The 26,129-nt window shown below is 62.5% G+C and carries 25 protein-coding genes; 18 read left to right on the forward strand and 7 right to left on the reverse strand.

Going from position 1 to position 26,129, the window contains the following annotated elements; genetic code table 11:
- The first annotated feature begins 379 nt into the window (after window positions 1–379).
- From CHU95_RS08325 to CHU95_RS08345, 5 genes are all read left to right on the forward strand, one after another.
- Window positions 380–1,591, forward strand: a complete 1,212-nt coding sequence (locus tag CHU95_RS08325) for a hypothetical protein (RefSeq protein WP_094455618.1) — start codon at window positions 380–382, stop codon at window positions 1,589–1,591.
- On the forward strand, window positions 1,588–2,979 hold the full coding sequence (locus tag CHU95_RS08330; protein ID WP_094455620.1) for a hypothetical protein: 1,392 nt from the start codon (window positions 1,588–1,590) through the stop codon (window positions 2,977–2,979). The genes CHU95_RS08325 and CHU95_RS08330 overlap by 4 nt, the downstream gene beginning before the upstream one ends.
- Before the next feature lie 282 nt (window positions 2,980–3,261).
- Complete coding sequence (locus CHU95_RS08335; protein ID WP_094455622.1) at window positions 3,262–4,179, forward strand: sulfite exporter TauE/SafE family protein; 918 nt, start codon at window positions 3,262–3,264, stop codon at window positions 4,177–4,179.
- Window positions 4,176–4,943: a TIGR02186 family protein gene (locus tag CHU95_RS08340; RefSeq protein WP_094455624.1), complete on the forward strand. Its 768-nt coding sequence runs from the start codon at window positions 4,176–4,178 to the stop codon at window positions 4,941–4,943. Before CHU95_RS08335 ends, CHU95_RS08340 begins: the two co-directional genes overlap by 4 nt.
- A 24-nt stretch (window positions 4,944–4,967) precedes the next feature.
- Window positions 4,968–5,438, forward strand: a complete 471-nt coding sequence (locus CHU95_RS08345; protein ID WP_094455626.1) for a universal stress protein — start codon at window positions 4,968–4,970, stop codon at window positions 5,436–5,438.
- Here CHU95_RS08345 and CHU95_RS08350 read toward each other — a convergent pair.
- Window positions 5,431–5,928: a DUF2244 domain-containing protein gene (locus CHU95_RS08350; protein WP_094455915.1), complete on the reverse strand. Its 498-nt coding sequence runs from the start codon at window positions 5,926–5,928 to the stop codon at window positions 5,431–5,433. The genes CHU95_RS08345 and CHU95_RS08350 overlap by 8 nt on opposite strands.
- Window positions 5,929–6,014: 86 nt before the next feature.
- Between CHU95_RS08350 and nth the strand changes: the two genes are divergently transcribed.
- The gene (gene nth / locus CHU95_RS08355) at window positions 6,015–6,674 is read left to right on the forward strand and encodes an endonuclease III (protein ID WP_094455628.1); all 660 of its coding nucleotides are present in this window, start codon (window positions 6,015–6,017) and stop codon (window positions 6,672–6,674) included.
- A gap of 37 nt (window positions 6,675–6,711) precedes the next feature.
- Here nth and purB read toward each other — a convergent pair whose 3' ends face one another.
- Window positions 6,712–8,007 carry an adenylosuccinate lyase gene (gene purB, locus CHU95_RS08360; protein ID WP_094455630.1) on the reverse strand — a complete coding sequence of 432 codons (1,296 nt, stop codon included), beginning with the start codon at window positions 8,005–8,007 and terminating at the stop codon, window positions 6,712–6,714.
- A gap of 413 nt (window positions 8,008–8,420) precedes the next feature.
- Here purB and CHU95_RS08365 point away from each other — a divergent pair, with 413 nt between their 5' ends.
- The 3 genes from CHU95_RS08365 (at window position 8,421) to CHU95_RS08380 (ending at window position 11,139) form a co-directional block, all read left to right on the forward strand.
- Window positions 8,421–9,680 (forward strand): porin family protein, encoded by a 1,260-nt coding sequence (locus CHU95_RS08365; protein ID WP_133065478.1) that lies wholly within the window; start codon window positions 8,421–8,423, stop codon window positions 9,678–9,680.
- 151 nt (window positions 9,681–9,831) lie between these two features.
- Window positions 9,832–10,134, forward strand: coding sequence for a hypothetical protein (locus CHU95_RS08370; RefSeq protein WP_133065479.1), 303 nt, complete (start codon window positions 9,832–9,834; stop codon window positions 10,132–10,134).
- A 234-nt stretch (window positions 10,135–10,368) separates the two neighbouring features.
- Complete coding sequence (locus CHU95_RS08380) at window positions 10,369–11,139, forward strand: glycerophosphodiester phosphodiesterase family protein (RefSeq protein ID WP_094455638.1); 771 nt, start codon at window positions 10,369–10,371, stop codon at window positions 11,137–11,139.
- On the opposite strand, the gene CHU95_RS08385 is transcribed toward CHU95_RS08380, so the two are convergent.
- Together CHU95_RS08385 and CHU95_RS08390 are read right to left on the reverse strand one after the other, a co-directional pair.
- Window positions 11,140–12,150: a sensor histidine kinase gene (locus CHU95_RS08385; RefSeq protein WP_094455640.1), complete on the reverse strand. Its 1,011-nt coding sequence runs from the start codon at window positions 12,148–12,150 to the stop codon at window positions 11,140–11,142. It abuts the gene before it with no gap.
- 112 nt (window positions 12,151–12,262) lie between these two features.
- Window positions 12,263–12,541 carry a hypothetical protein gene (locus CHU95_RS08390; RefSeq protein ID WP_094455642.1) on the reverse strand — a complete coding sequence of 93 codons (279 nt, stop codon included), beginning with the start codon at window positions 12,539–12,541 and terminating at the stop codon, window positions 12,263–12,265.
- 165 nt (window positions 12,542–12,706) lie between these two features.
- Between CHU95_RS08390 and CHU95_RS08395 the strand changes: the two genes are divergently transcribed.
- The 9 genes from CHU95_RS08395 to CHU95_RS08435 all read left to right on the forward strand — a co-directional run bounded on the left by CHU95_RS08395 (window position 12,707) and on the right by CHU95_RS08435 (window position 21,521).
- Window positions 12,707–13,924 carry an argininosuccinate synthase gene (locus CHU95_RS08395; RefSeq protein ID WP_094455917.1) on the forward strand — a complete coding sequence of 406 codons (1,218 nt, stop codon included), beginning with the start codon at window positions 12,707–12,709 and terminating at the stop codon, window positions 13,922–13,924.
- Between the two features lie 153 nt (window positions 13,925–14,077).
- Window positions 14,078–14,800 (forward strand): heme ABC transporter permease, encoded by a 723-nt coding sequence (locus tag CHU95_RS08400; protein WP_094455644.1) that lies wholly within the window; start codon window positions 14,078–14,080, stop codon window positions 14,798–14,800.
- A gap of 4 nt (window positions 14,801–14,804) precedes the next feature.
- Complete coding sequence (ccmD, locus tag CHU95_RS08405; RefSeq protein ID WP_094455646.1) at window positions 14,805–15,110, forward strand: heme exporter protein CcmD; 306 nt, start codon at window positions 14,805–14,807, stop codon at window positions 15,108–15,110.
- Complete coding sequence (ccmE, locus tag CHU95_RS08410; protein WP_094455919.1) at window positions 15,110–15,577, forward strand: cytochrome c maturation protein CcmE; 468 nt, start codon at window positions 15,110–15,112, stop codon at window positions 15,575–15,577. Before ccmD ends, ccmE begins: the two co-directional genes overlap by 1 nt.
- Window positions 15,578–15,827: 250 nt before the next feature.
- On the forward strand, window positions 15,828–17,816 hold the full coding sequence (locus tag CHU95_RS08415) for a heme lyase CcmF/NrfE family subunit (protein ID WP_094455648.1): 1,989 nt from the start codon (window positions 15,828–15,830) through the stop codon (window positions 17,814–17,816).
- Window positions 17,817–17,826: 10 nt separating this feature from the next.
- Window positions 17,827–18,372: a DsbE family thiol:disulfide interchange protein gene (locus tag CHU95_RS08420; protein ID WP_094455650.1), complete on the forward strand. Its 546-nt coding sequence runs from the start codon at window positions 17,827–17,829 to the stop codon at window positions 18,370–18,372.
- Window positions 18,369–18,902: a cytochrome c-type biogenesis protein gene (locus tag CHU95_RS08425; protein WP_281255153.1), complete on the forward strand. Its 534-nt coding sequence runs from the start codon at window positions 18,369–18,371 to the stop codon at window positions 18,900–18,902. Before CHU95_RS08420 ends, CHU95_RS08425 begins: the two co-directional genes overlap by 4 nt.
- Window positions 18,899–20,308 carry a c-type cytochrome biogenesis protein CcmI gene (gene ccmI / locus CHU95_RS08430; RefSeq protein ID WP_094455652.1) on the forward strand — a complete coding sequence of 470 codons (1,410 nt, stop codon included), beginning with the start codon at window positions 18,899–18,901 and terminating at the stop codon, window positions 20,306–20,308. The genes CHU95_RS08425 and ccmI overlap by 4 nt, the downstream gene beginning before the upstream one ends.
- 73 nt (window positions 20,309–20,381) lie before the next feature.
- Window positions 20,382–21,521, forward strand: coding sequence for a winged helix DNA-binding domain-containing protein (locus CHU95_RS08435; protein ID WP_094455654.1), 1,140 nt, complete (start codon window positions 20,382–20,384; stop codon window positions 21,519–21,521).
- 82 nt (window positions 21,522–21,603) lie between these two features.
- Here the strand turns inward: CHU95_RS08435 and CHU95_RS08440 are convergent, their stop codons facing one another.
- The 3 genes from CHU95_RS08440 to CHU95_RS08450 all read right to left on the reverse strand — a co-directional run bounded on the left by CHU95_RS08440 (window position 21,604) and on the right by CHU95_RS08450 (window position 26,004).
- Entirely contained in the window at window positions 21,604–23,208 is a 1,605-nt protein-coding gene (locus CHU95_RS08440; RefSeq protein WP_094455656.1) for a phosphoenolpyruvate carboxykinase, read from the reverse strand.
- Window positions 23,209–23,392: 184 nt separating this feature from the next.
- Window positions 23,393–24,778: a DUF2142 domain-containing protein gene (locus CHU95_RS08445; protein WP_165772090.1), complete on the reverse strand. Its 1,386-nt coding sequence runs from the start codon at window positions 24,776–24,778 to the stop codon at window positions 23,393–23,395.
- Between the two features lie 164 nt (window positions 24,779–24,942).
- A complete protein-coding gene (locus CHU95_RS08450) occupies window positions 24,943–26,004 on the reverse strand; it encodes a S41 family peptidase (RefSeq protein ID WP_094455660.1) in 1,062 nt (353 codons plus the stop codon).
- Window positions 26,005–26,129 lie beyond the last annotated feature (125 nt).

The following is a 26,129-nucleotide window of genomic DNA, read 5'->3' on the forward strand; positions in this document are numbered from 1 at the left end:
CGAGCGATCACATAGAGGCGGACGCGTTAATATTGGGTTGAACAATCCTGGTAATTGTTTTGGGTCAAATCACCCGATACGGAAACAGCATGCCGTGTGCGTATCCAAATTGGCAACCATCTAATCCTGACGCCACTCCCCCTCTTTTCGGATTGCTTGCCTGTTTGGGGTAGGAAGCCTAGCTTGCTGATCCGTTGTGAAATTGCGTCCGCGGCATGGGACGTGATAACGATAATGGCAAAAGAATGTTCTGGTCGGAGTGTGCCCGGACCATGTCGATCGAATGTAGTGTGCCAGCCTGTGACCGGGGCGCCATCCGTGCGTTGCAGGTGACCGGTGCCTTGGTCCCGTCTCCGTTGCGGGGATGGCGGAGTACGCGATGCTAGGCTCCCTTCTTCGTCGCCTGACCGGTCAACGCCACCCGTCAGCATCCCTGCCGGTATCGCCGCCCTTGCCGGTGGTGGAGTCCCGTACCGAGATGCCCGCCTTGTTGGAGACGGCTGCGGAAACCGATGGAACAGCCACGGGCGCAGAAGCGCCCATGGCGACGCTGGTTGGTGGTTCCGGTAAAAGCCCGGTCTTTTCGTCGCGTGCCGTGCGCGACGCGACGGTGGTAACCGGTACAATCGAGTCGCTGAACCGATTCGTGGATGGGCAGGATGTTCTGGACGACCTGACCTGGCGTTTGGAAAGCCTGACACCGGATCAAAACAATTTCCTGCAATTGTCGGCTGAACCTGGACTGATCCAGCGTGCCCAGGCCCGCAGCGAAGTGCTGAAAGGGGCCAAGGCCGCTGCATTGCGCAAGTTGCTGGCCGATCTGGCCACCGGGGCCATTCCGGAACCGGTCAACCGGACCAACCCGTTATCCTTGCCCAAGACACCGATCGTACCGCCCTTGACCTCCTTGCAGCCACGGCTTCCAGCGGGTTCTGCCGATGGTGCGCCTGCCGCGACGGTCAGTTCGACACCGGCGCCGATATTGGGGTTGGCGAACCCGCCACCACCCGCTGCGGGTGCGCCCAGCCTGACCACCGCTCCCCCATTGGTGACACGGCCCATTCCGCCGGCGCCCGCCAAACCGGCGGCGCCGCCAACACCGCCCTTTGTTTCCCCCCCACCGCGGTTGCCGGTCACACCGCCCCGGCCCGACCCGGTGGTGGCCAAGGTGTCCGAAGTCAAGCTGACCGAACCTCCGCCCCCGGCTCAGATCTCTGCCCCGAAAATGGCGGACGCACCGACCGTGGTTGCGGACAGCCCGGCCACAAAACCGGCCGCTGCCGAACCGAACGTTGCGCAAGACACGGCGCCGCCGGAAACCAAGCTGCCACCGCCCACGCGTCCATCTGTGGCTGAGGTGGCTGACCCGGTTCCCGCGTCCGTGCCTCCCGCTGTGGCAAAGGTGCCGGAACCAGCCCCTGCCGCTGATCCGCCCCGAAAGGCGCAGACAATGCGGGCCGATCCGATGCCGCCACCCGTGGCCGCTGCACCCTCTGTACCCCGCCTGGACCGCCATGACGCGGAGGCGCGGCGCGCCCGCCTGTTGGCATCCTTGAATGACACTCTCTCCTCCAGTGAGGCCAGCCCATGAGCATGCCGTCCAGCGACACCACCGACGCGCGCAAGCCGGTGGAGGCCGGGACAACCGGGGCGGCCCTGACCGGAGAGGTTCAGGATTCGGTCGATCCGTTTGATTATGCGGAAACCATTGTCCGCGATCTGGCCCTGCATGTCGGGTCGCGGCTGCGCGATTTCCGCTCCGATCTGGCCGCGATGCATTCCGCCGTGGTGCAGTTGCCGGAAACCATGAAGATCAACGCCCTGGGGCAGAGCATCCAGGAACTGCGTGAAAGGCTGGCCCACCTGACGGGCGTGGTCAGCCAGCAGGTCACCCGGTATCCGGAGGAACTGGACCGGGTCTCCCGCTCCGCCGCCGAACTGTTGAACCGGGTTGCCGGCCTCGAAAGCTGGATTGCAGCCGCGCGGCAATCCATGGCGCAGGGGGGGGATGCCCCCAACCTGCCGATGCCGTCCGGTGGCTTTGTCGGCCATGACCAGTTTGAGGCCATCATTGGTCAGGTGCATGAAAGCATCCTGCGTGTGGTAGGTGCCGTTCGTGACCTGCAACTGGATGTCCGCGATATTCGCAGCGATATCCGCAAAGTGCCGCCGGGCACCACCGACAGCAAAGCCCCGACGGAGGCCGTGGCAGCGCCTGTTGCCGATCATGGCCCGGCGCTGGCTGACCTGTCGCGCCGACTGGCCGCCCTGGAAAATCGTCCGACACCGGCCACCGGTCAGGCTTTGGCCGATCTGGAACGCCGCCTGAAAGTGCTGGAAGAGCGGCCGGATACGGGGGCCCCCGTCGCGGCTGTGGTGCCGACGGTCCCCGCACCGTCGGTACAGCCCGATGTGGCGGCGCTGGTTTTCGGCGCCTGGCACCGCCTGTCGCTGCCGGCGGGGGATAAGGCCCTGGCCCAGACGGTGGAGGCTGTGGTGTCGACCCTGACCCGCACCTTCGACCAGACCACCCGCTCGCCGCAAGTGGCCAAAGGGTCGGGTATTGTGGCGGTAGCCACCGCCACCCGTGGCGGTACCCCGGTTACCGCCCTGCTGGCGACAGAGGATCTGTGCGGTCGGTCCTGGACGCTGGCGGCAGAGGCCGCCGAAATGGCCGCTGCCGCCGATGGCGACAAGCCGGCTGCCGTGCGGACACCCTGCTGGCGCGCGTTGCTGGCTGCCTCGGCCCTGGTCGAACAGCAGCAGCCGGGGACGAAGGTTCTGCCCATTCTGGTCTATGGTCATGGGGCAATCGACAAGCTGCCAGCGCGGGAGGATATGATCGCCCATGCCGGAAAGCTGGGGGTGGGCAGTGCCGCAGAACGGATGCTGGTGGTCGGCGCGCCGGACCAGTCGGCCCATACCGGATTTGCCCAACCCCGCGACCTGATGGCAGCGCTGACCGATCTGGGCCTTTGATCTGGCAGCCCCGGACCCGCCGTTATCTGGTCTGACCGCCCATGTTGCCCTGGCATGGGCTCTGCCTTTATGATAGGTTTGTTTTCCCAGGACTCACCCTGATGGGGCCCGTGAAACACACCCTGTTTTTCTGATGCATGATGTTGCACAGGCGTCGGAGGCCGAAAGGTGGCGGCTCCGAATGCTCAGGTTCGGCGATGCATTTGCTTCCCCCTGCCGGCGAAAGCCGGTAGCATAATTGGACCGCCATCACCCGCCCCCGTTACGGGATTTTCCGGGACCATGCAGATCTATCTTCCCATCGCCGAACTCTCGGTCAACGCCTTGTTGATCTTGATGCTGGGTGGCGGGGTGGGCTTCCTGTCCGGTCTGTTTGGCGTGGGCGGGGGCTTCTTGATGACACCCCTGCTGATTTTCATTGGTGTCCCCCCGGCTGTCGCTGTGGGAACCCAGGCCAATCAGCTTGTGGGCGCGTCGGTCTCAGGCGTGCTGGCCCATTGGCGGCGCAACAATGTCGATGTGAAGCTGGGTGGCGTCATGTTGGTCGGTGGCGCGCTGGGCACTGGCCTGGGTGTCTGGCTGTTCGGCTACTTGCAGAAGCTGGGCCATATCGATCTGGTGATTTCGCTTTCCTATGTGCTGTTTCTGGGCACCGTCAGTACACTGATGCTGACGGAAAGCCTGCGTGCCATTGTCAAGGGGCGGGGCGCGCCGGTGCGGTCCAAGCTGCATCACCATACCTGGTTGCATGGCCTGCCGTTCAAGATGCGGTTCCCGCGGTCGCGCCTGTACATATCCGCCCTGCTGCCGGCCCTGATCGGCTTTGTCGGTGGGGTGCTGGTGGCGATCATGGGCATCGGCGGTGGGTTCCTGCTGGTGCCCGCCATGATCTATATCCTGGGCATGCCCACCGCCCTGGTGGCCGGCACTTCCCTGTTCCAGATTATCTTCACCACCGGTCTGGCGGCATTTCTGCAGGCTGTGGGCAATCAGACTGTCGATATCGTGCTGGCCCTTTTGCTTCTGGTCGGCGGTGTCATCGGGGCGCAATTCGGTACCCGCGCCGGGGCTAAGCTGCGGGGTGAACAGGCCCGTGCCCTGCTGGCCCTGATGGTGCTGGCGGTGGCGGTCAAGCTGGCCGTGGATCTGGTCGTCCGGCCAGAGGATATTTATTCAATCACCCTGCCGGTGATGCCATGAACCGGCGGTCCCGCTGCCTTCTGGCGCTTCCTGTCGCGCTGCTGGCAGGCTTCTGCCTGTGGCAGGCGGTACGGCCCGCCTGGGCACAGTCGCTGGTCGCTGACCTGTCCAGCCATCTCATCGCGATCACCACCGGCTTTACCGGTACGGATGTGGTGCTGTTCGGGGCTGTGGATGGCGATGGGGATGTCGCGGTCGTGGTCCAGGGACCGGAAGGGCAGGTGACCGTCCGGCGCAAGGACCGGGTGGCCGCTATCTGGATGAATGTGGAAGATGTCACCTTTGCCGGGGTTCCGGCCTATTACAATGTGGCGGTCACCGCGCCGCTTGAGGGTGTGGTTCCGCCAACGGTGCTGCAACGGCATGAGATCGGGCTGGATTATGTCCGGCTGCTCCCGGAAAAGGCCAAGCTGGCCCCGGAAAAGCTGGCCGAATTCCGCGCCGCCCTGATCCGCAACAAGCAGCGGGCCGGGCTGTACACGACAGAGGTGGGCGAGGTTTCTTTCCTGGGGCAACGCCTGTTCCGCACCCGGATTTTTTTCCCCGCCAATGTGGCGACGGGCACCTATACCGCGTCGGTCTTCCTGATCCGGGATGGTGATGTGGTCAGTGCCCAGACAACGCCGCTGCTGGTGTCCAAGATTGGCTTTTCGGCCAATGTGTTTGAATTCGCACAGCGCAATTCTGTCTTCTACGCGATCCTGGGCATCATGCTGGCCGTGACATCAGGCTGGCTGGCCGGGATCGTCTTCCGCAAATCGTAACGACGCCTTCGGGGGGAGGCCACCATGCCCGATAAGACCCGCATCTTCCTGGTCGTCGTAGACGAGACCGAGGAAATGACCGTCGCCCTGCATTATGCCGCCCGCCGTGCCCGTACCACGGGAGGCAAAGTAGCGCTGCTGCATGTTATCCCGCCCTCGGAGCTGCAGCATTGGGGTGCTATCGAAGAATTGATGAAGCAGGAGCAGCGGGAGGAGGCGGAGCAGTTGATGCAGCGACTGGCCAAGGAGGTGGTGGATATCGCAGGCTCCATCCCCATGCTGTATATCCGCGACGGTCAGGCCAGTGAACAACTGATGAAGCTGATCCAGGAGGAACCCAGCATCTCCATCCTTGTGCTGGCTGCCGGTACAGGCCGCGGTGGGCCGGGGCCGCTGATCAGCTATGTGGTCGGGCAGATGTCGGGCAATCTAAGGATCCCGGTTACGGTGGTGCCGGGTTACCTATCGGACGAGCAACTGGACGCTATCACCTGACATCGCGCCAGTTTTCCAATGCCTTGCGCAAGGCTTCGGCAAAATCCCGGCGCTCGTCGGGCGACAGGTCGCTACCCACGACAAGCTGCCGGCCATGGCTGCTCAGGGTGATCTGGCTACCGGGTTTCAGCGGCTCATCCAGATGTACCCGCAGCCAACCCGGCGGCAGGGTCCAGACCTGCCGGCGATTGAACGGGTCCACCCGTTCAACCCGCAGAGCTTGGTCGGTCAGTTCCACCGTTTCAAAGGCTCTACCGCTGCGATAGCTGGCCTTAAAGGCCCAGTAGAGCAGGGCGACATCGACCCCCATGAAGCCGATGACGGGCCAGGCGCCCGAGAGGAAGAACCCTAAACCCGTGATCAGGCTCAGGGCGCCTACGCACCAGATCAGTCGCCGAAACCCGGCAGGGCTCAGGCTGCGATGGGGATGGATCACGGCCCGGAACAGGACCGGGCTGCCATCCGATAATGGGCTGGCCGCATCATTCATGGGCAAGACGATAGGGCGGGAGCCCGCCATGGGCAAGGTGGGGTGATTGCGACAGGCTGTCCCGCCGATTATGGTAGGGGCCCTCAATGCTGCCTGTCCGGATCACGCCCTTGAAGCGCGCTGCCATCGACGAATTCTTCCGCCGCCTGTCGCAGGCCAATCCGGAGCCGAAGACTGAGCTTGAATATTCAAACCCCTACACGCTGCTGGTCGCTGTGGTCCTCTCGGCCCAGGCCACCGATGTCGGGGTGAACAAGGCAACCCGTGCCCTGTTCGCTCAGGCTGACAACCCCTCTGCCATGCTGGCGCTGGGCGAGGCGGTGGTGCGCGATCATGTAAAGACCATCGGTCTGTATAAGACCAAGGCTGCCAATGTGATCAAACTATCGGAAATCCTGGTGCAGAAGCATGGGGGCGCGGTGCCCCGACGGCGGGAGGATTTGGAGGAATTGCCGGGTGTCGGCCGCAAGACGGCGAATGTCGTGTTGAATACGGCCTTTGGTGAACCGACCATCGCCGTCGATACCCACATCTTCCGCGTCTCCAACCGCACGGGTCTGGCGCCTGGCAAGGATGTGGAGGCGGTGGAGCAGGCGCTGCTGAAGCGTGTGCCCAAACAATGGCGTCTGAACGCCCACCATTGGCTGATCCTGCACGGACGCTATGTCTGCAAGGCCCGCAAACCGGATTGTCCCGCCTGTATCGTGCGGGACCTGTGCGGGTTCGAAGCGAAGGTTCTGGAATAACCCCTTCCCGGCGGGTCACCGGGAAGGGGGGGCAAGGTCATTCGCCAAAAACGCGGCGGAAGATCGTGTCGACATGCTTGGTGTGATAGCCCAGGTCAAAGGCATCGTCGATGGCGGACTCTGTCAGGTGTTTCATCACATCGGCGTCGGATTTCAGCATGGTGCGGAAATCCTTGCCTTCCAGCCAGACCGGCATGGCATTGCGCTGAACGGCACGATAGGCGTCCTCGCGGCTCATCCCCGCCTGGGTCAGGGCCAGCAGAACGCGCTGCGAATTGTGCAGACCGCCCAGCATGTCCAGGTTCTTCTGCAGGTTCTCCGGATAGACCACCAGCTTCTCAATCAGCCCCGTGGCGCGGGCCAGGGCAAAATCCAGGGTCACGGTGGCATCGGGGCCGATCATGCGTTCGACGGAGGAGTGGGAGATGTCCCGCTCGTGCCACAGAGTGACATTCTCCAGCGCCGGAGTGACATAGCCGCGGACAATGCGCGACAGGCCGGAGAGATTTTCCGACAGCACCGGGTTGCGCTTATGCGGCATGGCGCTGCTGCCCTTCTGGCCGGGCGAGAAATATTCCTCTGCTTCGCGCACTTCCGAGCGCTGCAGGTGGCGCACTTCCGTTGCCAGATTGTCCAGGCTGGCGGCGATAACGCCCAGCGTGGCGAAGAACATGGCATGGCGGTCACGTGGGATGACCTGGGTGGAATGGGGCTCTACGGTGAGGCCCAGCTTTTCCGCCACATATTCTTCCACGAACGGGTCGATATTGGCGAAGGTGCCGACCGCACCGGAGATGGCGCAGGTCGCGATCTCGGACCGGGCAGCCTCCAGGCGTTTTTTGTTGCGTGCAAACGCTGCGTAATGGCCAGCCAGTTTAACACCAAAGGTCGTCGGCTCGGCATGGATGCCGTGGCTGCGGCCGATGGTGGCTGTGTATTTGTGCTCCAGCGCACGGCGCTTCAACGCGTCCAGCAGCTTGTCCAGGTCGGCCAGCAGCAGGTCGGCGGCCTGGGTCATCTGTACTGCCAGGCAGGTGTCCAGCACGTCGGAACTGGTCATGCCCTGATGGACGAAGCGCGCTTCCGGCCCGACATGTTCGGCCAGATTGGTCAGGAAGGCGATGACGTCATGTTTGGTCTCCCGCTCGATTTCGTCGATCCGGTCGATTTCCCAGGCGCCGCGTTCCCAAACGGCCTTGGCGGCTTCTGCCGGGATGACACCAAGTTTGGCCTGGGCATCGCAGGCATGGGCTTCAATCTCGAACCAGATGCGGAACCGGTTCTCCGGGTCCCAGATACGGGTCATTTCGGGGCGGGAGTAGCGGGGGATCATGTCGTCAGCCCTGGCGCAAAGGTGTGGCGGAAAAGGCGGGCTGGACCATAAGGAGAAGTACCGGGTCTGACCAGTGCCAGCCCCGACAGGGTGCCATGCCGCGTCCCTGTGGCAGCTTTGCCACGCCAACTTTGTGAACGTGCCCCCCACCCAAAGGTCGGGGTTACAGTTTTGTGACAATCCCCGCCACTGTGTGCCTGTACTGATGTGCTGGCCAATATTGATTGGGTCGACCCCATCACCGGCCTAAATCATTCGCACAGCACATTATTGATGACCTTGCCGTGGACCTGCCCCGATTGGTGAAGTGCCAAAAGCCTTTACCCGTCCTAGGGGCAATCCGTCCAGTTTTCGTCATCCTAATGAAATGAACGAGTGCCCCGCCACGGGGCCGCCCATGGGAGGATTTGCTGATGAGAATGTCGCACCGGATCACAGCCACCTTACTGGCTGGCGCCGCCCTTTTTGTTGTGTCCGCCGCGCCGACGCTGGCGCAGCAGGCTCCCGCCAATGAGGTTGAGGCGCTGCGTGCCCAGGTACAGGCCCTTATGGCCCGTATCGACAAGCTGGAAAAAGCGCCCAGCACCCCCGCTGGCCCGCCGGCCAGCAAGGACGCCCCGCTGGTCTCCGCCGATGTCTTCAAGGCGCCGCAGGTTACGCAGTCGGGCAATGGCAAGATCAAGTTGATGCTTTCCGGTCAGATCGGCCGCGCCGTGCAGTATGCCGATGACGGTTTCGACAATGACACGATGTTCGTCAATAACTCTCAGGGGTCTACCCGCATCCGCGTGGCTGGCACTGCCAAGCTGGATGATAACTGGACTGCGGGCTCCGACATCGAATTTGAAACCAGTTCCGGATCGTCCCGCACCACCGGTTTCGGCACCGACGCGGGTGCCTTCTCGGTGAATGAACGCAAAGCGGAATTCTGGGTCCAGCACAAGAGTTTCGGCCGCCTGTGGGTCGGTCAGGGCGACACGGCGACCAACGTGACCTCAGAAGTTGATCTGTCCGGTACCGCGACGCTGATCAGCCATAACGACATTGGTTCGCTGTTTGGGGGCGTGCTGTTCCGGAACAAGGCGAACCGCGCGGCCGGCCCCAACATCAATACCGTCTTCAATAATTTTGACGGTTTGAGCCGTGATGACCGTATTCGTTACGACACCCCGACCTTCGGTGGTGGTTTCATGCTGTCCACCAGCTTCATCGAAGGCGGTGCGACAGACTTTGCTGGCCGCTACACAGGCAAAATCGGTACCACGGAAGTCTCTGGTGCCATCGGCTATGTCGATAATGACAGCCGGACCGGTTTTGACACTCAGACCAACGGGTCGCTCTCGGTCAAATTTGCCAATGGCTTCAATGTGACAGCCGCTGGCGGCACCCGCGATATCGGACCGCGTGACAGCGATTTCTGGTACGGCAAGCTGGGTTACCTGGCCAATGTTACGGGCCTGGGCAATAGTTCCTTCGTGGTCGACTATCTGGTGCAGAAAGACCTCGCCATCGCTGGTGGTGATGCCAAGGCTTGGTCCGTCGGCTATGTGCAGACGGTCGATGCGTTCGCCACCGACTTTTATATCAGCTACCGCAATCATTCCTATGATACGCGGACGACCCAGTACAAGGACATTAACGGCCTGATTTCGGGCGCGCGGGTCCGCTTCTGATCGTGATCATGACCTGATTGCCGCGCTGGTTGGTCGCGGCTTCGACCCGGTTTCCGCAGCAGGTGGGGCGGAAACCGGGTTTTTTTGTCTCTGTTCCCCCATATTGCCGGGGTGTGATTTCATGCTATGTCCCCGGTAACGGTGTGGGATCATGGATCGCGCGATGGAAGCAACGGACATGGCATTGGGCGGCTGGCAGGTCGCCCTTCTAATGCATGCCTTCTTGACCCTTGCCGCCCTGTGGCCGGCGCGGCGCCTGTTGCAGCGGGCAGGTTTGCCGGTGGCGCTGATGGGTTGGCTGGTTCTGCCGCTGTTCGGCTGGGCGGTGTTTGCCAGTGTACTGGCATTTAAGCCCTGGCCCAAGCTGCCGCCCCGGCCGGAAAAGCTGCATCCCCGCGAACGGCTGAAACGCCAGCGGGCCCAGGAACGGTCGGCCAGGAACGGGGAGGGCTGAGGCGATGCCGCGGTATGGAGATCTTGTGGATATGCTGTCCTTCCTGCCGGGCTGGGCATCAATCCTGGTTGTGGTCCTGACCATCACTTGGACCGTGTGCGTGGCAGGGATTGCGCTCGGCAAGACAGGGCGCAACCCTTTATGGGCATTGGTGGCTTTCCTGTTTTTCCCACTATTGACCGTGGGGCTTTGGGTCGTTGCGCTGTCCCGTTGGCCCCGGCTTGACCAGAAACCATGAAGGCGGCAACCCGCCATCCTTATCTGGACCATGCCGGCCCGATCGCCTTTGCGCATCGTGGCGGCGGACTGGAAGCCCCTGAAAACAGCATGGCATCCTTTGCCCATGCCATTGGTTTGGGCTATCGCTATATCGAAACCGATGTGCAGGTGACGGCGGACGGGCGGCTGATCGTCTTTCATGATCCTGTGCTGGACGCACTGACCGATGGATGCGGTCGGGTGGAAGACCTGCCCTGGCCAGATGTTGCCCAGGCACGGGTGGCCGGGCGCGAGCCGATCCCGCAACTGGAGGAGGTGCTGGAAACCTGGCCCGACCTACGCCTCAATATTGATCCCAAGTCGGACAAGGCGGCGGAAGCCCTGGTCGGCGTGTTACGCCGGCATGCGGCCCTTGACCGGGTCTGTGTCGGTTCCTTTTCCGGCAAACGGTTGGCTAGGCTCCGTCGCGCGTTGGGTCCGGCGCTGTGTTCATCGGCTGGCCCCTGGGACGTGGTGCGGGTCTGGGTCGCGGGTCACGGCCTGGCCCTGCCCGTCCCGCAGGGGCCACATTGCCTTCAGGTTCCTGTATCACATCGGGGCCTGACGGTCGTGACGCCGGCCATGCTGCGCGCCGCCCATGCGCGCGGCCTGCCCGTTCATGTCTGGACCGTGGATGATGGTGCGGAGATGGAGCGGCTGTTGGATATGGGGGTGGATGGCATCATCACTGACCGGCCAACTCTGTTGCGCGATGTGTTGCGCCGACGGGGCCAATGGCGGGGTTGATCAGACACTGAAGCACAGCCGTGCCTCAGCACCGGCCCCGGTATCGGTCATTGTGAAATTCCCTCCCAATTGCTGGGTGAGCAACCAGACCAGGCGCAGGCCCAGACTGGAAACCTGGCCGGCATCGAAACCGGCGGGCAGACCGGTGCCATTGTCACTGACGGAAAGTTCGACGCGGTTGCCCGCTTCCATCCGGGCCTTTACCCGGATGATACCGTCAGTTCGCCCGATAAAAGCATGTTCCAGACAGTTGCTGACCAGTTCGGCAACAACCAAGGCGGCCGGAATGACCTTTTCTGTCGGCAGTGGCAGGGGGGGTGTATCCACGGCCACCTTGATTCCAGCCGGGGCGGATGCCTGCACCACATCTTCCACCAACTCCGACAGGAAGTCGGCGAAATTGCCTTTTGCATTCTCCGGATCATGCAGGCGTCGCTGAATTCTGCCGATGGTGGCCAGCCGGTTCGACGCCTCCGTCAAGGCGCGCCGCGCTGTTTCATCCGTGACGTCGGCCTTTTGCAGGGCCAGTAAGGCTGAGACGATCTGAATGTTGTTGGAAACACGATGCTGCAACTCGGCAAACAGGATGGCGCGATGGGCTGCCAGATCGCTGGCTTCCTGTTCTGCCTTGCGGGCGCGGGCCTGTTCCTGGCGCACGCGCGACAGCGCGTTGTTCATCACATGAATGATGGCAATATCGATGGCAACAATCAGAATGAAGAAGCTCAGTGCCAGCGCACTGGGACCGTCAAGAACAAACCCCTTCGGCGGAATGAAAAAATACCAGGCCGCCAAGACTGACAGGGTGGCGGTCAGAATTCCCGGCCACAGACCCGCAAAGAAGGTGGTCAGGATCACAGCCGGAAAAAAAGTAAGGAAGGGAAAGCCCAGTGGCAGCGCGTGATCTGTGGCCCATCGCACGATCAGCGCCAACAGGAATGCCCCCAGGGCAAAACCATAGGCAAATACCGGAGACCGTCTGCCGGTTTCAATCGCCAGAATCAGCGCCATCAGGACCGGCCTTCACACGAGATTGCTTGCGTGGCTCAACCATAACAAACCCGGCCGGTTCCGTCGTAGTGGGAATCCTTCACAGTCAGCGGGCGCGCGGGCGCACATCGCATCAATGGTGCTCCTGGTCGGGAGGCAACCGGCGCGTAGCCTCCTCATGCACGGCCTGGTCATGGCCGCTGCGGTTGGAAAAGAAGACCAGCGCCATCAATCCGCCACCCACCACCAGGGAACCCAGAACCCCCAGGCCCAATGCGATAAATCCATGCAGGCTGATGGCCTGGTTCGGCCCGCCGCCGCCCATGGCGTTCCATGCCATCACGCCGCCGACTGCCGCCGCCAGCAGCATGGCCAGCAGACAGGTGATCATCAAAACCCCACCGCGGCTCATCTTCCCCCCTTGCCTTTTGTCACAACTCACCGCGCTTCGATATGGGGATTGCCCTTGGTGCCGGCCAGCCCCCTTGCGGATGCGGGCCACATGGTCTGGACAGGTGCCGTCGCCCCCGATAACTTCCGTGCCCGGTTCAACCAGTTACCGCAACGGATATTACCCATGAAGAGCGGCGTGAAGAAAGTCGTGCTGGCCTATTCCGGCGGCCTCGACACCTCGGTGATCCTGAAATGGCTGCAGGAAACCTATGCTTGCGAGGTCGTGACCTTCACCGCCGATCTCGGCCAGGGTGAGGAGTTGGAGCCTGCCCGCAAGAAGGCAGAATTGCTGGGCGTGAAGCCGGAAAACATCTTCATCGACGATCTGCGTGAAGAGTTCGTGCGCGACTTTGTGTTCCCGATGTTCCGCGCCAATACGCTCTATGAGGGCACCTATCTGCTGGGCACCTCCATCGCCCGGCCGCTGATCGCCAAGCGCCAGATCGAGATCGCCAAACAGGTTGGGGCCGATGCCGTGGCCCATGGCGCCACCGGTAAGGGCAATGACCAAGTCCGTTTTGAACTGGGCTATTACGCCCTGAAGCCGGACGTGACGGTCATCGCCCCCTGGCGCGAATGGGACCTGAACAGCCGCACCCAGTTGCTGGAATTCGCTGAAAAGCATCAGATCCCCATCGCCAAAGACAAGCGTGGCGAGGCCCCGTACAGCACGGATGCCAACCTGCTGCACATCTCCTATGAAGGTAAGGCCCTGGAAGACCCGTGGGTGGAACCGGATGAGGATATGTATACCCGTTCTGTTGCCCCCGAAAAGGCACCGGACGAGGCCGAATATGTCGAGATCGAGTATGAGAAGGGTGATGCGGTCGCGGTCAATGGCGTACGTCTGACGCCAGCCGCATTGCTGACGGAACTGAATCGATTGGCCGGCAAGCATGGCATTGGCCGCCTGGACCTGGTGGAAAACCGTTTCGTTGGTATGAAGAGCCGCGGCGTGTACGAGACACCGGGCGGCACGCTGCTATCGGTCGCCCATCGTGGTATCGAGAGCATCACGCTGGACCGTGAGGCACTGCACCTCAAAGACGAGTTGATGCCGCGTTATGCCAAGCTGATCTATAACGGTTTCTGGTTCTCACCGGAGCGTGAGGCCCTGCAGGCCTTGATTGACAGCACCCAGCAACGGGTGAACGGCGTGGTCCGGCTGAAACTGTTCAAGGGTTCGGCCCGCGTGGTTGGTCGCAAGAGCCCCAACAGTCTCTATCGCCTAGACTATGTGACGTTCGAGGCCGACAGCGTCTATAACCAGAAGGACGCCGAAGGCTTCATCAAGCTGAACGCCTTGCGTTTGCGCCTGAACAGCATCGCCAAGGGTCTTTAACCGTCCATTGCTGGTCATTAACCGCCCGCGTTCCGTCTGGAACGTGGGCGGGTTTGTTTTTGTCGGATCGCGAACGTGCGCTGGATCAAATCAGCGCAGCAATCATCGGCACCGGTGTAAAACTGGCGGTTCCCATGCTACATAGGGACCACCATGCATCGTTTTGCCAATCCCGCCCGTTTCCTGCGTCTGGCCGCCCTGGTTCTGCCCTGGGTTTCGGTCCTGTCCGCGATCTTGTTCACCGTTGGCCTGTATCTGGCATTGTTGGCCAGCCCGGAGGATTACCAGCAAGGCGACACGGTGCGGATTATGTATGTCCATGTGCCTGCCGCCTGGATGGCCATGTTCACTTACAGTTCCATGGCTGTTGCGGCTGCCTGTGCCCTGGTGTGGCGGCATCCATTGGCAGAGGTCTATTCCAAGGCGGCGGCTCCGCTGGGTGCGGGCTTCACCCTGCTGTGCCTGGTCACGGGCAGCCTTTGGGGGGAGCCAATGTGGGGCACTTGGTGGGTGTGGGATGCGCGCCTGACCTCTGTCCTGATCCTGTTCTTCCTCTATCTGGGCTACATGGCCCTGGTTGATGCGTTCGATGATCCGCAGCGCGGCCACCGCGCCGGGGCCATCCTGCTGCTGGTGGGTGCCATCAATGTGCCCATTATCAAATTTTCCGTCGATTGGTGGAACACGCTGCATCAGCCGGCATCGGTGCTGCGCCTGGACGGGCCGGCGATCCATGGTGACATGCTGTGGCCACTGCTGATCCTGGCCCTGGCCTTCAAGACCTATTTCGCGGCGACCGTGATCCTGCGCATGCGGGCGGAACTGGCGGAACGCAAGATCCAGACCCTGCGTCTGACCCAGGCCGGGGGGGTGTGACAGGATGGCCGACTTTTTCCACATGGGCGGATACGCCATCTATGTCTGGTCCAGTTATGGCGTTGCGCTGGTGGTCCTGGCAGGTTTGCTGATGGCGAGCCTGTCCGGTCTGCGGCGCAAGGAACGGATGCTGGCGACCTTGGAACAGACATTGCCACGCCGCCGCCGTCGGTCAGCGGCTGCGCCCTCCGGTGATGAGGCAGGCTCTACCCTGCATCACGGTACAACCGGCAAGGATAAGCGCGCTGATGACGCCACAAAGGGTGGCGACGATGCAGATGGCGGCAGCGATGGAGGAGGCGGAGAATGATGACGCGTAAGAAGCGCCGTCTGTACATGCTGCTGCTGGCGCTGGCCGGTCTTGGCACGGCTACGGCCCTGACTTTGACGGCCTTCGAAGAGAATGTGGCCTTTTTCTTCTCACCCTCCGATCTGACGGTAAAGCCGCCTGGCGATAAGTTGGTACGCGTTGGCGGCCTGGTGGCCGGCGGCTCGGTGGTGAAAGAAAATGACGGCGTGACGACCCGCTTCACCATTACCGATACGGCCCATACCGTCGATGTCACCACCAACCGCCCCTTGCCCGACCTCTTTCGTGAGGGGCAGGGTGTGCTGGTGGAGGGCCGTCTGCGCCCCGACGGTCTGTTCGTGGCATCCGAAGTGCTGGCCCGTCATGACGAAAATTACATGCCCAAGGAAGTGGCTGACGCCCTGAAGGCTTCTGGCCAGTTCCGTCCGGAAGTGCCGGGAAGGCCCGTTTTCGAAGCGGGGAGGTAAGGGTGGCCAGAATGGATGTGCGCCATTTCCTTGGGGCGATCCCTGGTGCCGGACTGGATTTCGCGGTTATCATTGATGCGGCGGCGGCAGAGCGTTAACGGACTGGCTCTGTCGCCATCTGCAGCTTACGGGCTGTTAAGGATGCGCTTGACGAAGAATGATGTCTGGCGTGATCGGACTTCGCCGGTTTTCGGCGGGTCGATGATAAAATCAACACCGGCAAACCCGGAACAGGAGCAGCGAGACGGACATGATCCCTGAGATCGGACATTACGCCCTGGTTCTGGCCTTACTGCTGGCGGTTGCGCAGTCGGTGATGCCGTTGGTGGGAGCTGCCCGGCGCGATGTGGCCTGGATGGAGACGGGGCGGATGGCGGCCTTTGCGCAACTGGCCGCCATTACCATTTCATTCGCGGCATTGATGCAAGCGCATGTCGTTTCCGACTTTTCCGTCCTTAATGTCGTGAACAACAGCCACAGTGCCAAGCCCATGCTTTACAAAGTGTCGGGCGTGTGGGGGAACCATGAGGGTTCCATGCTGCTCTGGGTGTTCATGCTGGCCCTGTTCGGGGCGGCGGTCGCAGGTTTCGGGCGAAATATTCCGCCGACGCTGAAGGCCCGCGTCCTGGGCGTGCAGGGATTGATCGGCGTTGGCTTCCTGCTGTTCATCCTGGTCACCAGCAACCCGTTCGCCCGTATCTACCCCGCCCCGATCGATGGCAATGACCTGAACCCGCTGTTGCAGGACCCGGGTCTGGCCTTCCATCCGCCCTTCCTTTACCTGGGTTATGTCGGGTTCTCTGTCGCCTTCAGTTTTGCTGTTGGTGCTTTGATTGAGGGGCGGGTTGATCCGGCCTGGGGACGCTGGGTGCGACCCTGGACTCTGGTGGCTTGGGCCTCGCTCACCATGGGCATCGCCATGGGGTCCTGGTGGGCCTATTACGAGTTGGGCTGGGGCGGCTGGTGGTTCTGGGATCCGGTGGAAAACGCTTCCCTGATGCCTTGGTTGGCCGGCACCGCCTTGCTGCATTCGGCCATTGTCGTGGAAAAGCGCGATGCGCTGAAGACCTGGACCATCCTGCTGGCCATCCTGACCTTCTCCCTGTCGCTGCTGGGCACCTTCCTGGTCCGCTCCGGCGTGCTGACCTCGGTCCATGCCTTTGCCGTCGATCCGCAGCGCGGGGTGGCGGTGCTGGGCTTGCTGATCCTGGCCACCGGCGGTGGCTTGCTGCTGTTTGCGCTGCGGGCACATGTTCTGAAAATCGGCGGGCTGTTCTCCCCGGTCAGTCGTGAAGGGGCCCTTGTCCTCAACAATCTGCTGCTGTCCGTTTCGGCAGCGGTGGTGCTGATTGGCACGCTGATGCCGCTGCTGCTGGATGCGTTCGGGCACAAGATTTCGGTAGGTGCCCCCTATTTCAACTTCATCACGCCGTTCCTGACCATCCCGCTGGTCATGGTCATGGCGCTGGGTCCGTTCATGCCGTGGAAACGCGCGGACCTCGGCGGTATCCTGTCACGCCTATGGGGCGTGGCACTGCTGACCCTGGTGTCGGTGATGCTGGCGTTGTGGCTGGCGGGTGTGAAGCCGGTGATGGCTTTGGTTGGTATTGCCATGGCGGGATGGGCTGGGTTCGGCGCCGTTTGGGAGGTGGCGGACCGTGTAAAGCTGTTCCGGGTACCACTGGCCGACAGCCTTTCCCGGGCCCGGGGTTTGCCCCTGGGCGCCTGGGGTACGGCGGTTGCCCATGGCGGTATGGGCATCGCCATTGCCGGCATGGTCGGCACCACCTTCTGGCTGGCTGAGGATGTGCGAGTCATGAAGCTGGGAGACAAGGCCCTGATCGCCGGCTACGAGGTCACACTGGATAAGGTGGAAGACCTGCGGGTCGCGAATTATCAGACGGAAATGGGCCATTTCAGCGTTCGGCGCGATGGTGACCTGATCAGCACCCTGACCGCTGAGCGCCGCTGGTATCCCGTCGCCAAGATGCAGACAACGGAAGCCGCCATCCACACCACCTTCTATTCCGACCTCTACCTGGTGCTTGGTGAAGAAAACCCGGGTGGCGGTGGTTGGGTGGTGCGCCTGTATCATCATCCGCTGGTGCCCTGGATCTGGATCGGGTCGCTGGTCATGGTACTGGGCGGCTGCCTCAGCCTGTCCGATCGGCGATTGCGGGTCGGCGTACCGGCCCGCCGTGCGGCCCCGGTTTCCCCCGCCCTGCAACCCGCGGAGTGAGAGCAACAGCATGAGCGCCGTTACCCGTCACCGTCTGCTGCTGTTGCTGCCGCTGGCTGTTTTTCTCATTCTTGGCGGCTATTTTGCGTTGGGTTTGACCAAGGACCCGTCCAAGCTGCCCTCCATGCTGATCGACAAACCGGCGCCGACCTTTGCCCTGCCCGGCCTGTCGGAGGGGGAGAAGGGGCTATCCAATGCCGATCTGACGGGCAAGGTGCAGTTGGTCAATGTGTTTGCCAGCTGGTGCGCCCCCTGCCGCGTGGAACATCCGCTGCTGATGCGGTTGGCCAAGGAAGATGGCGTGACCATCCACGCCATCAACTATAAGGATAAGCCGGAGGCGGCCAAGGCCTTCCTGGACCAGATGGGCAATCCCTTCACAGCCATCGGCGCCGACAAGGATGGCCGTGTGGCCATTGATTTCGGCGTCTATGGCGTGCCGGAAACCTACGTGATCGATCGACAGGGCCGGGTGCGTTACCGGCATGTCGGGCCATTGATGCCGTTCGATGTGGACGAAACGATCCTGCCCATGATCAGGGAACTGTCGAAATGACGGCGTTTATGCCTTCCTTCAGTCATCGGGCAGGCACATCCGCGCCCTTGTCCTGGATCGCTGCCGCGCTCGTCGCCGCTTTCCTGTGTGTTCCTGCCTTGGCGGTCATGCCAAATGAAAAGCTGGCCGATCCCGCGATGGAGGCCCGCGCGCGGGAGATTTCTAAGGAACTGCGCTGTCTGGTCTGTCAGAACCAGTCCATTGATGACAGTAATGCCGATCTGGCCCGCGATCTGCGGGTGCTGGTGCGTGAACGGCTGGTGGCAGGCGACAGTAATGAACAGGTCCTGGCTTATGTCCATGACCGTTATGGCGATTTCGTGCTGCTCCGCCCGCCGGTGACCGGATACACGGCCCTATTGTGGGGGGGACCGTTTGCCCTGCTGCTGCTGGCGGGCCTGGGCACAGCACTCTACATGCGCCAACGTCGCCGCGACGTGGAAACCATGCCGGTTCCGACCCTGACGGCGGAAGAAGAAGCACGGCTTATGGTCCTTTTGAATGAAGACAAGTCGGGGGATGGGCGATGATCGGTTTCTGGCTGGTCGCAGCCGCCCTGACGGCGCTGGCCCTGCTGCCTCTGCTGCGCACCCTGTTGCGTCCGTCCCCGCCGCTGGAAGGGGCCGCAGAGTTCGCCCGCGGCGTTTATGCCGCCCAAGTGACGGAAATCGATCGCGACCTGAAACGCGGCATCCTGTCGGTCGATCAGGCCAGGGCGGCGCGGGCGGAGGTCGGCCGCCGGCTGCTCTCTGTCGCGGATGAGGCGGCGGCAACCAAGGTGACCAGCAACGGCAAGCCGGCGCAGCGCACGGCTATGGTCGTGACCCTGCTGCTCCCCCTGGCTGCCCTTGGTATCTATCTGCCGCTGGGGCACCCCAATCTGCCAGCGGTACCCTTTGCCACACGCCCCAAGGAAGCGCCCGTTCCGCCACAGGTGATTGAGGCCGTGGCCAAGCTGGAAGAGGCGTTGAAGGCCAATCCCGATGATGCCGGTGGATGGGCCTTGCTGGCGCAGAGTTATGGCGCCATGAGCCGGCCCAATGATGCCGTCAATGCTTGGCGACAGGTGCTACGCCTGACGCCGGCCGATGCCAGCGTGAAGGGGGCTTTGGCTGAGGCGTTGACCGTGTCCGCCGATGGGGTGGTCGGGGAAGAGGCGGTTCGTCTGTTCACCGAAGCGGTGGCCGCCAATGCCATGGATGCGCGTGCTCGGTATTACCTTGGCATGGCGCGGTTACAGGCGGGTGATATCAGGGGCGCGTTGGACCGTTGGACGGCGCTGGTGGCCGACAGTCCTGCTGATGCGCCCTGGCTGCCCACGGTGCGGGAGCGTATCCATGATGCCGCCACGCAGGTCGGTCTCGACCCCTTTGCCATCACCCCGCAGCCCCGGCCCGCCAGCGCGCCGCCGCCCGCCATGGGCCAGGCCGGCGGACAAGGGGGGGCTGCCCCGGCCCTGTCGCCCGAACAGATGCAGGCCATGGCCGGGATGAGCAAGGAGGATCAGCAGGCCACCATCAACAGCATGGTCGATGGGCTGGAAGCCAAGCTGAAAGACAATCCCGGTGATGCCGATGGTTGGATGCGTCTGGCCCGCGCGCGCGAAGTGCAGGGCAATCTGGACGCCGCCCGCGCGGCCCTGCGTGGGGCGGTGAAGGCTGATCCCAAGCGCTTGCAGGCCTGGCTGGACCTGTCGCGCCTGACCGCCCCGGATGATGAACAGACCCAGGGCAGCCCGGAATTCCTGGCGGCCATGGGTACGGTGCTGAACCTCGCACCCGACAATCCGCAGGCGCTTTATTATCTGGGGCAGCAGGCAGCGAACGAGGGCAAGATCGATCGGGCACGGGAGCTGTGGGGGCGGCTGCTGAAACAACTTCCCGCCGACGCGCCGCAGCGCCCGGAACTGCAAAGGCGGATGGACAACCTGAAATAGGCGTTGTTCTCTTATTGTTCTTGGTCGGCTTCTCGGGCATCCTGCGGCATCATCCCGATCCGCAGGACCTCTGATGACTGTCGTGACGCTGCCGCAGGCGCTTTCCTTCCGGCTTAACCGTCAGCACCTGACCAAACCGGCGGCGGACGCCCTCATCGCGGCACGGACCCTGATCGGAGCGCAGGCCCAGGTCCATTCCGCCGCCATCTTGCAATTGCGGGCGCGCAGCGAGGCGGGGGCGGCGGATGGGGATATCGACCGCGCCCTCTATCAGGACCGCACCCTGGTAAAGCTCTGGGCGCAGCGTTCCACCCTGCACCTGATGCAAGCCGACGATCTGCCCATGATCCTGGGCCTGCGCCGTGAGCATGTGCAGGGATACCATAATTGGTATGCCAAGGAAGGGCTGAGCGCGGATCAGGTTGAAACGCTGGTGACGGCGGTGGTCCAGGCCTTGGAACAGGGTGCGCATAGCCGCATGGATCTGTCGCGCCGCTTGGTGCCGATCCTGGGTGAATGGGCGCGGCCCATGCTGGAACATAGCTGGGGCGGGATCATCAAACTGGCTTGCGCGCTGGGCCATGTCTGCCACGGGCCGGCGGAAAAGGCATGCGGGGAGGGCGCACGGGAAGCCTTGTTCGTGCATCTGGGCCAATGGCTGGGTCACAGTTTGACTGTACCGGATGGGCGGACCGCCATGGCCGATCTGGCCCGCCGTTATCTGGCCGTCTATGGCCCCGCAACGCCGGCGGATTTCAAGAAATTCGTGGGCTTCTATGCCGGTCCGGCACAGCAGGCCTTTGCCGATCTGGGCAAAGAGATTGTGCCAGTGACGCTGTCAGGCAAGAAAGCCTTTGTGCTGGAACATGATCTACCTGCCCTGCTGGCTGCGGAGCCGGTCGAGGGGCAAATCAATGTCCTGGGCCTGTTCGATCCTTACCTGCTGGCCCATGCCGATACCGGCCAGTATCTGGAGGATCGGTTTCGGCCTGCCATCTATCGTGTCGCGGGCTGGATCAGCCCCGTGATCCTCCGCCAGGGCCGGGTGGTTGCCACCTGGACACACAGCCGTGTGGCCGGACCGAACGGCACGGGCGCCTGGGCGGTGCAGGTCACGCCACTGGAACGTGTCTACAAGAAGGAACTGCCCGCCATCACGCGCGGGCTGAAGCGTCTGTCGGGCGGGCTGCCCGTCAGCGTGACGGGGGTGTAGCAGACGCAAAAAAGGCCGGGGGATTGCGCCCCCGGCCTTGATCGCCCCGCCCCGGTCATCGGCGGGAGGATGGACGGCCTGTTTACGCGGCGGTACGGATACCGGCGCGCACGACCTTTTCGTCCACCTGGTCGGCGAACTGGGTGAAATTGGCTTCGAACCGGCGCGCCACTTCATGCGCGGTGGCGTCGAAGGCCGACTTGTCAGCCCAGGCGTTGCGTGGCAGCAGCACATCCGCCGGCACCCCGTCACACCCTTCCGGCACGGCCAGACCGAAATTCGGTTCCGGCTTGTGGCTGACTGTGGCCAGTTTGCCCGACAAGGCGGCGTTTACCAGAGCACGGGTATGGCCGATCTTCATGCGGCTGCCCGTTCCATAGGAACCGCCTGTCCAGCCGGTATTGACCAGCCAGCAGTTAGCGCCATCCGCTTTGATCTTTTCGCCCAGCAACTTGGCATAGACGGTGGGATGGCGCGGCATGAAGGGGGCGCCGAAGCAGGTGCTGAACGTTGCCTGTGGCTCCGTCACACCCTTTTCCGTGCCGGCAACGCGCGCCGTGTAACCGGACAGGAAATGGTACATGGCCTGTTCGGAGGACAGTTTGGAAATGGGCGGCAGTACGCCGAAGGCGTCGGCGGTCAGCATGATGATGTTCAGCGGCTGGCCACCCAGGCCCGTCTCCGACGCATTTGGGATAAAGTCGATCGGATAGGAGGCGCGGGTGTTTTCGGTCAGGCTGGCATCATCCAGGTCCAGCGCGCGGCTTTGCGGGTCCATGACGACATTTTCTAGGACCGTGCCGAAGCGGCGCGTGGTCTCGAAAATCTCCGGCTCGGCTTCTGCCGACAGGCGGATGACCTTCGCATAGCAGCCGCCTTCGAAGTTGAAGACACCACGGTCGGACCAGCCATGTTCATCATCACCGATCAGGGTGCGGGAACTATCGGCGGACAAGGTGGTCTTGCCGGTGCCTGACAGGCCGAAGAAGATGGCGGTATCGCCACCCGCCCCGATATTGGCCGAGCAATGCATGGGCAAAACGCCCTGCGCCGGCAGCAGGAAATTCAGGATGGAGAAGATCGACTTCTTGATCTCTCCGGCATAGGAGGTACCGCCGATCAGGACCAGCCGGCGCTTGAAATTGATCACCACAAACACGTCCGACCGGGTGCCGTCGCGCTCGGGCACGGCACGGAAGTCAGGGGCCTGCAACACGGTGAAGGCCGGCTCGAATGCTGCACGGTCCTTCAGGGCCGGGCGGATGAACATGTTCTGGGCAAACAGGTTGTGCCAGGCATGCTGGGTCACGATGCGGACCGGCAGGCGGTAGGCGGCGTCGGCCCCAGCGTAGAGATCTTGCACAAAGACCTCACGATCCTGGAGGAAAGCCGTAACGCGGGCATGCAGGCGGTCAAACGCATCCTCGGTGAAGGGCTTGTTCGGGCCCCACCAGATGTCGTGGGCGGTGGTCTCTTCTTTGACCGTGAACTTGTCGTTGGGAGACCGGCCTGTGTGCTGGCCTGTGATGGCGACCAGGGCGCCGTCCTTGGACAGCTTGGCCTCCCCACGCCGCAGGGCCTGTTCGTATAGCGCACCGACGCTCAGGTTCCAATGGGCGGCCTTCAGATTGGTCAAGCCCAGATAATCCAGACCGAAGCTGCTGATGACGGGACCGGTATGTTCCACGTTGGGTTTCTCCCTCTCCAGTGACTAGGGCCGTCCCCGTTCTGTCCGGGTCCTGCGCACTGTGTAGTACCCGCAAAAGGCGCTACAAGGCTTTTTATGTAACGGCTTTTGTACACTTACCGTTCCTATGTCGGGCTGGCAACCCCCACAGGTGTGGGCAGCACTATGGCGACCGGCATGCCTGTTAGCCGGCGGTCACATAGACCCGCATCGTGACGGCATGAGGCAGGGCTACAGCGGTGAGGATGCCAGTGAAGGACAGCAGGACCAGCGTCAACGTCGCAAACCGTGGGTGAAGTCGCGCGGGCAGACGGTCGCCGAGGGCCGGAACAAGCAGGCCCAGGAGCAAGGCCAGCGGTGCGAAGTAACGGCCCTGCACGCCATCCACCTGTCCGGCACCGACGGCGCTAAATGTCAGATACTGCAACAGAAAAATAGCAAGAACGGTCCCGACCAGCCCCAGGGCCATGCCCGTCTTGACCCGCCACCCCGGCTGGTTGCCGGGCGTTACCGCCGAGAAGGCTAAAACCAGGCCGAAAACCCAGAGATAGAAGGGGTAAAGGGCGTCCGGCAGGATAATGTTGACCTGGCTCCAACCGATCCAGCCCAGCATCCCGATTGTAAACGGCCACCCCCACTGGAACAGTGTATCAACCAGAGCCGCCGGGAAGGCCAGCGGGTGGGACAGCAAGTGCAACACCTGTGCGCCAAGATCGGGCACCACATCGCCATGCACCTGCATCACTTGTACGAACAACACGGCATGCAGCGCCCAGGCCACTGGCATCAGGAGCGCTGGCAGCAGCATGGCCCATCCCGGCACGCGACCGAGCCGCCCCGGCATGACCATCAGCAATGGCAAAAGCAAGGCCAGATTGGCTGGTCGTGACATGGACAGCAGCAGGCTGACAAGGGCAAGCCCGATGAATTCCGCGGCGGTGGACCGCCCCTGCCGCGCGATGGCCCGGGTCATCAATGCGGCGTAAACCGCTGACAGGGCGATCAAAAGCCCATCCTGGCCACAGGCGGCATATTGGGCCAGACAAAGCGGCCAAAGGGCCACCGCCACAAGCGGGCCATGCCCAAACGCCGCGAGACGCAAAGCCGTTACAAATAAGAGCAGGCAAGCCGCAATATTGGCGAAGCGGGCAAGCCGGATGCTGTCGGCCACGCCGAAATCCAGGACTTTGCCAATCCACAGCCCGGCCATGGTCGGCAGGTAGAGAGTGGGGGGATAGATGGCGGTATTGGGGATATGGACGAACCGCGTCCTCCCGCTCCACGGTACCGTCTCGCCGTCAGCCATGGTTGCCGCCGACATCACCCTTCCGGGTTCCGATAGCGTGCTCCAGTAATGCGACAGCAGCTCAAGCAGGCCCTCGTCGATAAACCCTCCCGATGAGCCGTCAGGCTCGCGGGAACCGAAGACATGACCCCGCAGAACCGTTTCGGCCCGCATCACGTGGTTGCTTTCATCCACGTTGAAATAGGGTGGCATGGCCCACGCCATGAAGCCGGATACCGGCAGGGCCAGCAGAAGAAACAGCAAGATCGCGATATTCTTCGGCATTGGTCCGGGTCCCGACATCGGCCGGGCCTTCTTACCTTATCTAAGTCAGCCAGGACAAATGGCACCATCGGGATTGTGCTGTGACAGTTCATGGACCTTCTGTGCTCGCGACCGAACCAGGGTGACGCAAGATCTCCCCGCCACCCTGCCGCCAGGCGCCGTCGCTATGGTTTTGCTGTGGCTGGGGTCGGTCGGGCGCCGGCGCGCGAGGCCATTTCCAGCGCCATATTCAGCGCATCATCGGCATGGGTGACAATATCCGGGGCGACACCCTGGCCTTCCCAACCCCAACCATCATCGGGATCATAGGATCGGCCCACAGGGATGAAGGCTGCGAACCGGCCACTGATCTCTTCCACCCCGCCAAAATGGCCGGCGCCGTAAGTCTTTTCCCCAATGATCGTGGCGCGCTTGGTGCGCTTGAAGGCCATAGCCAGATGTTCGGCAGCAGACGCGGTTCGTCGGGAGGTCAGGTAATAGACCGGAACTGATTGCAGCCGGGTAACCGTCTTGTCCGGGGTCACCATATGGTCCTGGCGAATGACGCCGTCGGGTGCGTCCTGCCGGACCAGTGATCGATAGGCCGGCATGCCACGGGCAAAGGCAGAAGCACGGGTGTCCATACGCACCAATGTGGTCGATTGCGCAAAAAGTAGCGGCAGGATCGCATCCATCTCATCCAGGCCGCCGCCGCGATGGGGGCGGGCATCGATAATCACGGCACGGGCTGTCGCCGCCTGTTCAACAAGGAAGTTGCGCACTGCTGCTATCACCTTCGTTTCACCAAAAAAGCCATTGAAACGCAGATAAGCGACATCGCCGATCATTGAGGCGTCTTCCAGCCCTTGGGGCCCATTGGGTTTAGCACTGGCCGGCATGTCGGGTTGTTGCGGGCGCGGCGCGCGGTTTTGGAAAACGCTGACTGGTGCCAACCGAAGATGGCCGTCGCGGTTGATTGCCTGCAGATCGGCTGTGACACGTTCGCCAAAGGCAGTCGGATCGGTCAGGTCTGCATAGGCATCCTTGTCCGCCTTTTCGCGCAGCATCCCCGCATAACGAGCGCCGACCTCCGGAAAGACAAAGTTAGCGGCCAGACGGTCCGCCAATGTTCGCAGCACCTCAGCACGCTCCGCTTTACCCATCGGCCCCGTTGCCGGAACCTGGGCCAATACAGGGGCAGCCAGGGTGGTCAGGGCCAGGGTCAGAAAATGGCGACGCTTCAACATAAAGTGCTCTCCGCTCGCTTAGCCGGTCAGTGACCACTGGCAAAGCACTCGCCATGCCACACCGGAAAAGGACGGAAAATCGGGTTTTCCTGCTTGGCGCTTGTGTCCGCTGGTGAACAGTCTGT

The sequence above is a fragment of the Niveispirillum lacus genome (assembly GCF_002251795.1).
In the GTDB taxonomy this organism is placed as follows: domain Bacteria; phylum Pseudomonadota; class Alphaproteobacteria; order Azospirillales; family Azospirillaceae; genus Niveispirillum; species Niveispirillum lacus.

Coding starts and splice junctions, on each gene's coding strand:
- CHU95_RS08370 (WP_133065479.1), top strand. CDS start 9,832: ATGGATCGCGCGATGGAAGCAACGGACATGGCATTGGGCGGCTGGCAG.
- ccmE (WP_094455919.1), top strand. CDS start 15,110: ATGACGCGTAAGAAGCGCCGTCTGTACATGCTGCTGCTGGCGCTGGCC.
- CHU95_RS08390 (WP_094455642.1), bottom strand. CDS start 12,541: ATGAGCCGCGGTGGGGTTTTGATGATCACCTGTCTGCTGGCCATGCTG.
- CHU95_RS08330 (WP_094455620.1), top strand. CDS start 1,588: ATGAGCATGCCGTCCAGCGACACCACCGACGCGCGCAAGCCGGTGGAG.
- CHU95_RS08345 (WP_094455626.1), top strand. CDS start 4,968: ATGCCCGATAAGACCCGCATCTTCCTGGTCGTCGTAGACGAGACCGAG.
- CHU95_RS08385 (WP_094455640.1), bottom strand. CDS start 12,150: ATGGCGCTGATTCTGGCGATTGAAACCGGCAGACGGTCTCCGGTATTT.
- CHU95_RS08445 (WP_165772090.1), bottom strand. CDS start 24,778: ATGCCGAAGAATATCGCGATCTTGCTGTTTCTTCTGCTGGCCCTGCCG.
- CHU95_RS08325 (WP_094455618.1), top strand. CDS start 380: ATGCTAGGCTCCCTTCTTCGTCGCCTGACCGGTCAACGCCACCCGTCA.
- CHU95_RS08335 (WP_094455622.1), top strand. CDS start 3,262: ATGCAGATCTATCTTCCCATCGCCGAACTCTCGGTCAACGCCTTGTTG.
- CHU95_RS08380 (WP_094455638.1), top strand. CDS start 10,369: ATGAAGGCGGCAACCCGCCATCCTTATCTGGACCATGCCGGCCCGATC.
- CHU95_RS08395 (WP_094455917.1), top strand. CDS start 12,707: ATGAAGAGCGGCGTGAAGAAAGTCGTGCTGGCCTATTCCGGCGGCCTC.
- CHU95_RS08420 (WP_094455650.1), top strand. CDS start 17,827: ATGAGCGCCGTTACCCGTCACCGTCTGCTGCTGTTGCTGCCGCTGGCT.
- nth (WP_094455628.1), top strand. CDS start 6,015: ATGCTGCCTGTCCGGATCACGCCCTTGAAGCGCGCTGCCATCGACGAA.
- CHU95_RS08400 (WP_094455644.1), top strand. CDS start 14,078: ATGCATCGTTTTGCCAATCCCGCCCGTTTCCTGCGTCTGGCCGCCCTG.
- CHU95_RS08425 (WP_281255153.1), top strand. CDS start 18,369: ATGACGGCGTTTATGCCTTCCTTCAGTCATCGGGCAGGCACATCCGCG.
- CHU95_RS08435 (WP_094455654.1), top strand. CDS start 20,382: ATGACTGTCGTGACGCTGCCGCAGGCGCTTTCCTTCCGGCTTAACCGT.
- CHU95_RS08450 (WP_094455660.1), bottom strand. CDS start 26,004: ATGTTGAAGCGTCGCCATTTTCTGACCCTGGCCCTGACCACCCTGGCT.
- CHU95_RS08415 (WP_094455648.1), top strand. CDS start 15,828: ATGATCCCTGAGATCGGACATTACGCCCTGGTTCTGGCCTTACTGCTG.
- ccmD (WP_094455646.1), top strand. CDS start 14,805: ATGGCCGACTTTTTCCACATGGGCGGATACGCCATCTATGTCTGGTCC.
- purB (WP_094455630.1), bottom strand. CDS start 8,007: ATGATCCCCCGCTACTCCCGCCCCGAAATGACCCGTATCTGGGACCCG.
- CHU95_RS08350 (WP_094455915.1), bottom strand. CDS start 5,928: ATGAATGATGCGGCCAGCCCATTATCGGATGGCAGCCCGGTCCTGTTC.
- CHU95_RS08365 (WP_133065478.1), top strand. CDS start 8,421: ATGAGAATGTCGCACCGGATCACAGCCACCTTACTGGCTGGCGCCGCC.
- CHU95_RS08340 (WP_094455624.1), top strand. CDS start 4,176: ATGAACCGGCGGTCCCGCTGCCTTCTGGCGCTTCCTGTCGCGCTGCTG.
- ccmI (WP_094455652.1), top strand. CDS start 18,899: ATGATCGGTTTCTGGCTGGTCGCAGCCGCCCTGACGGCGCTGGCCCTG.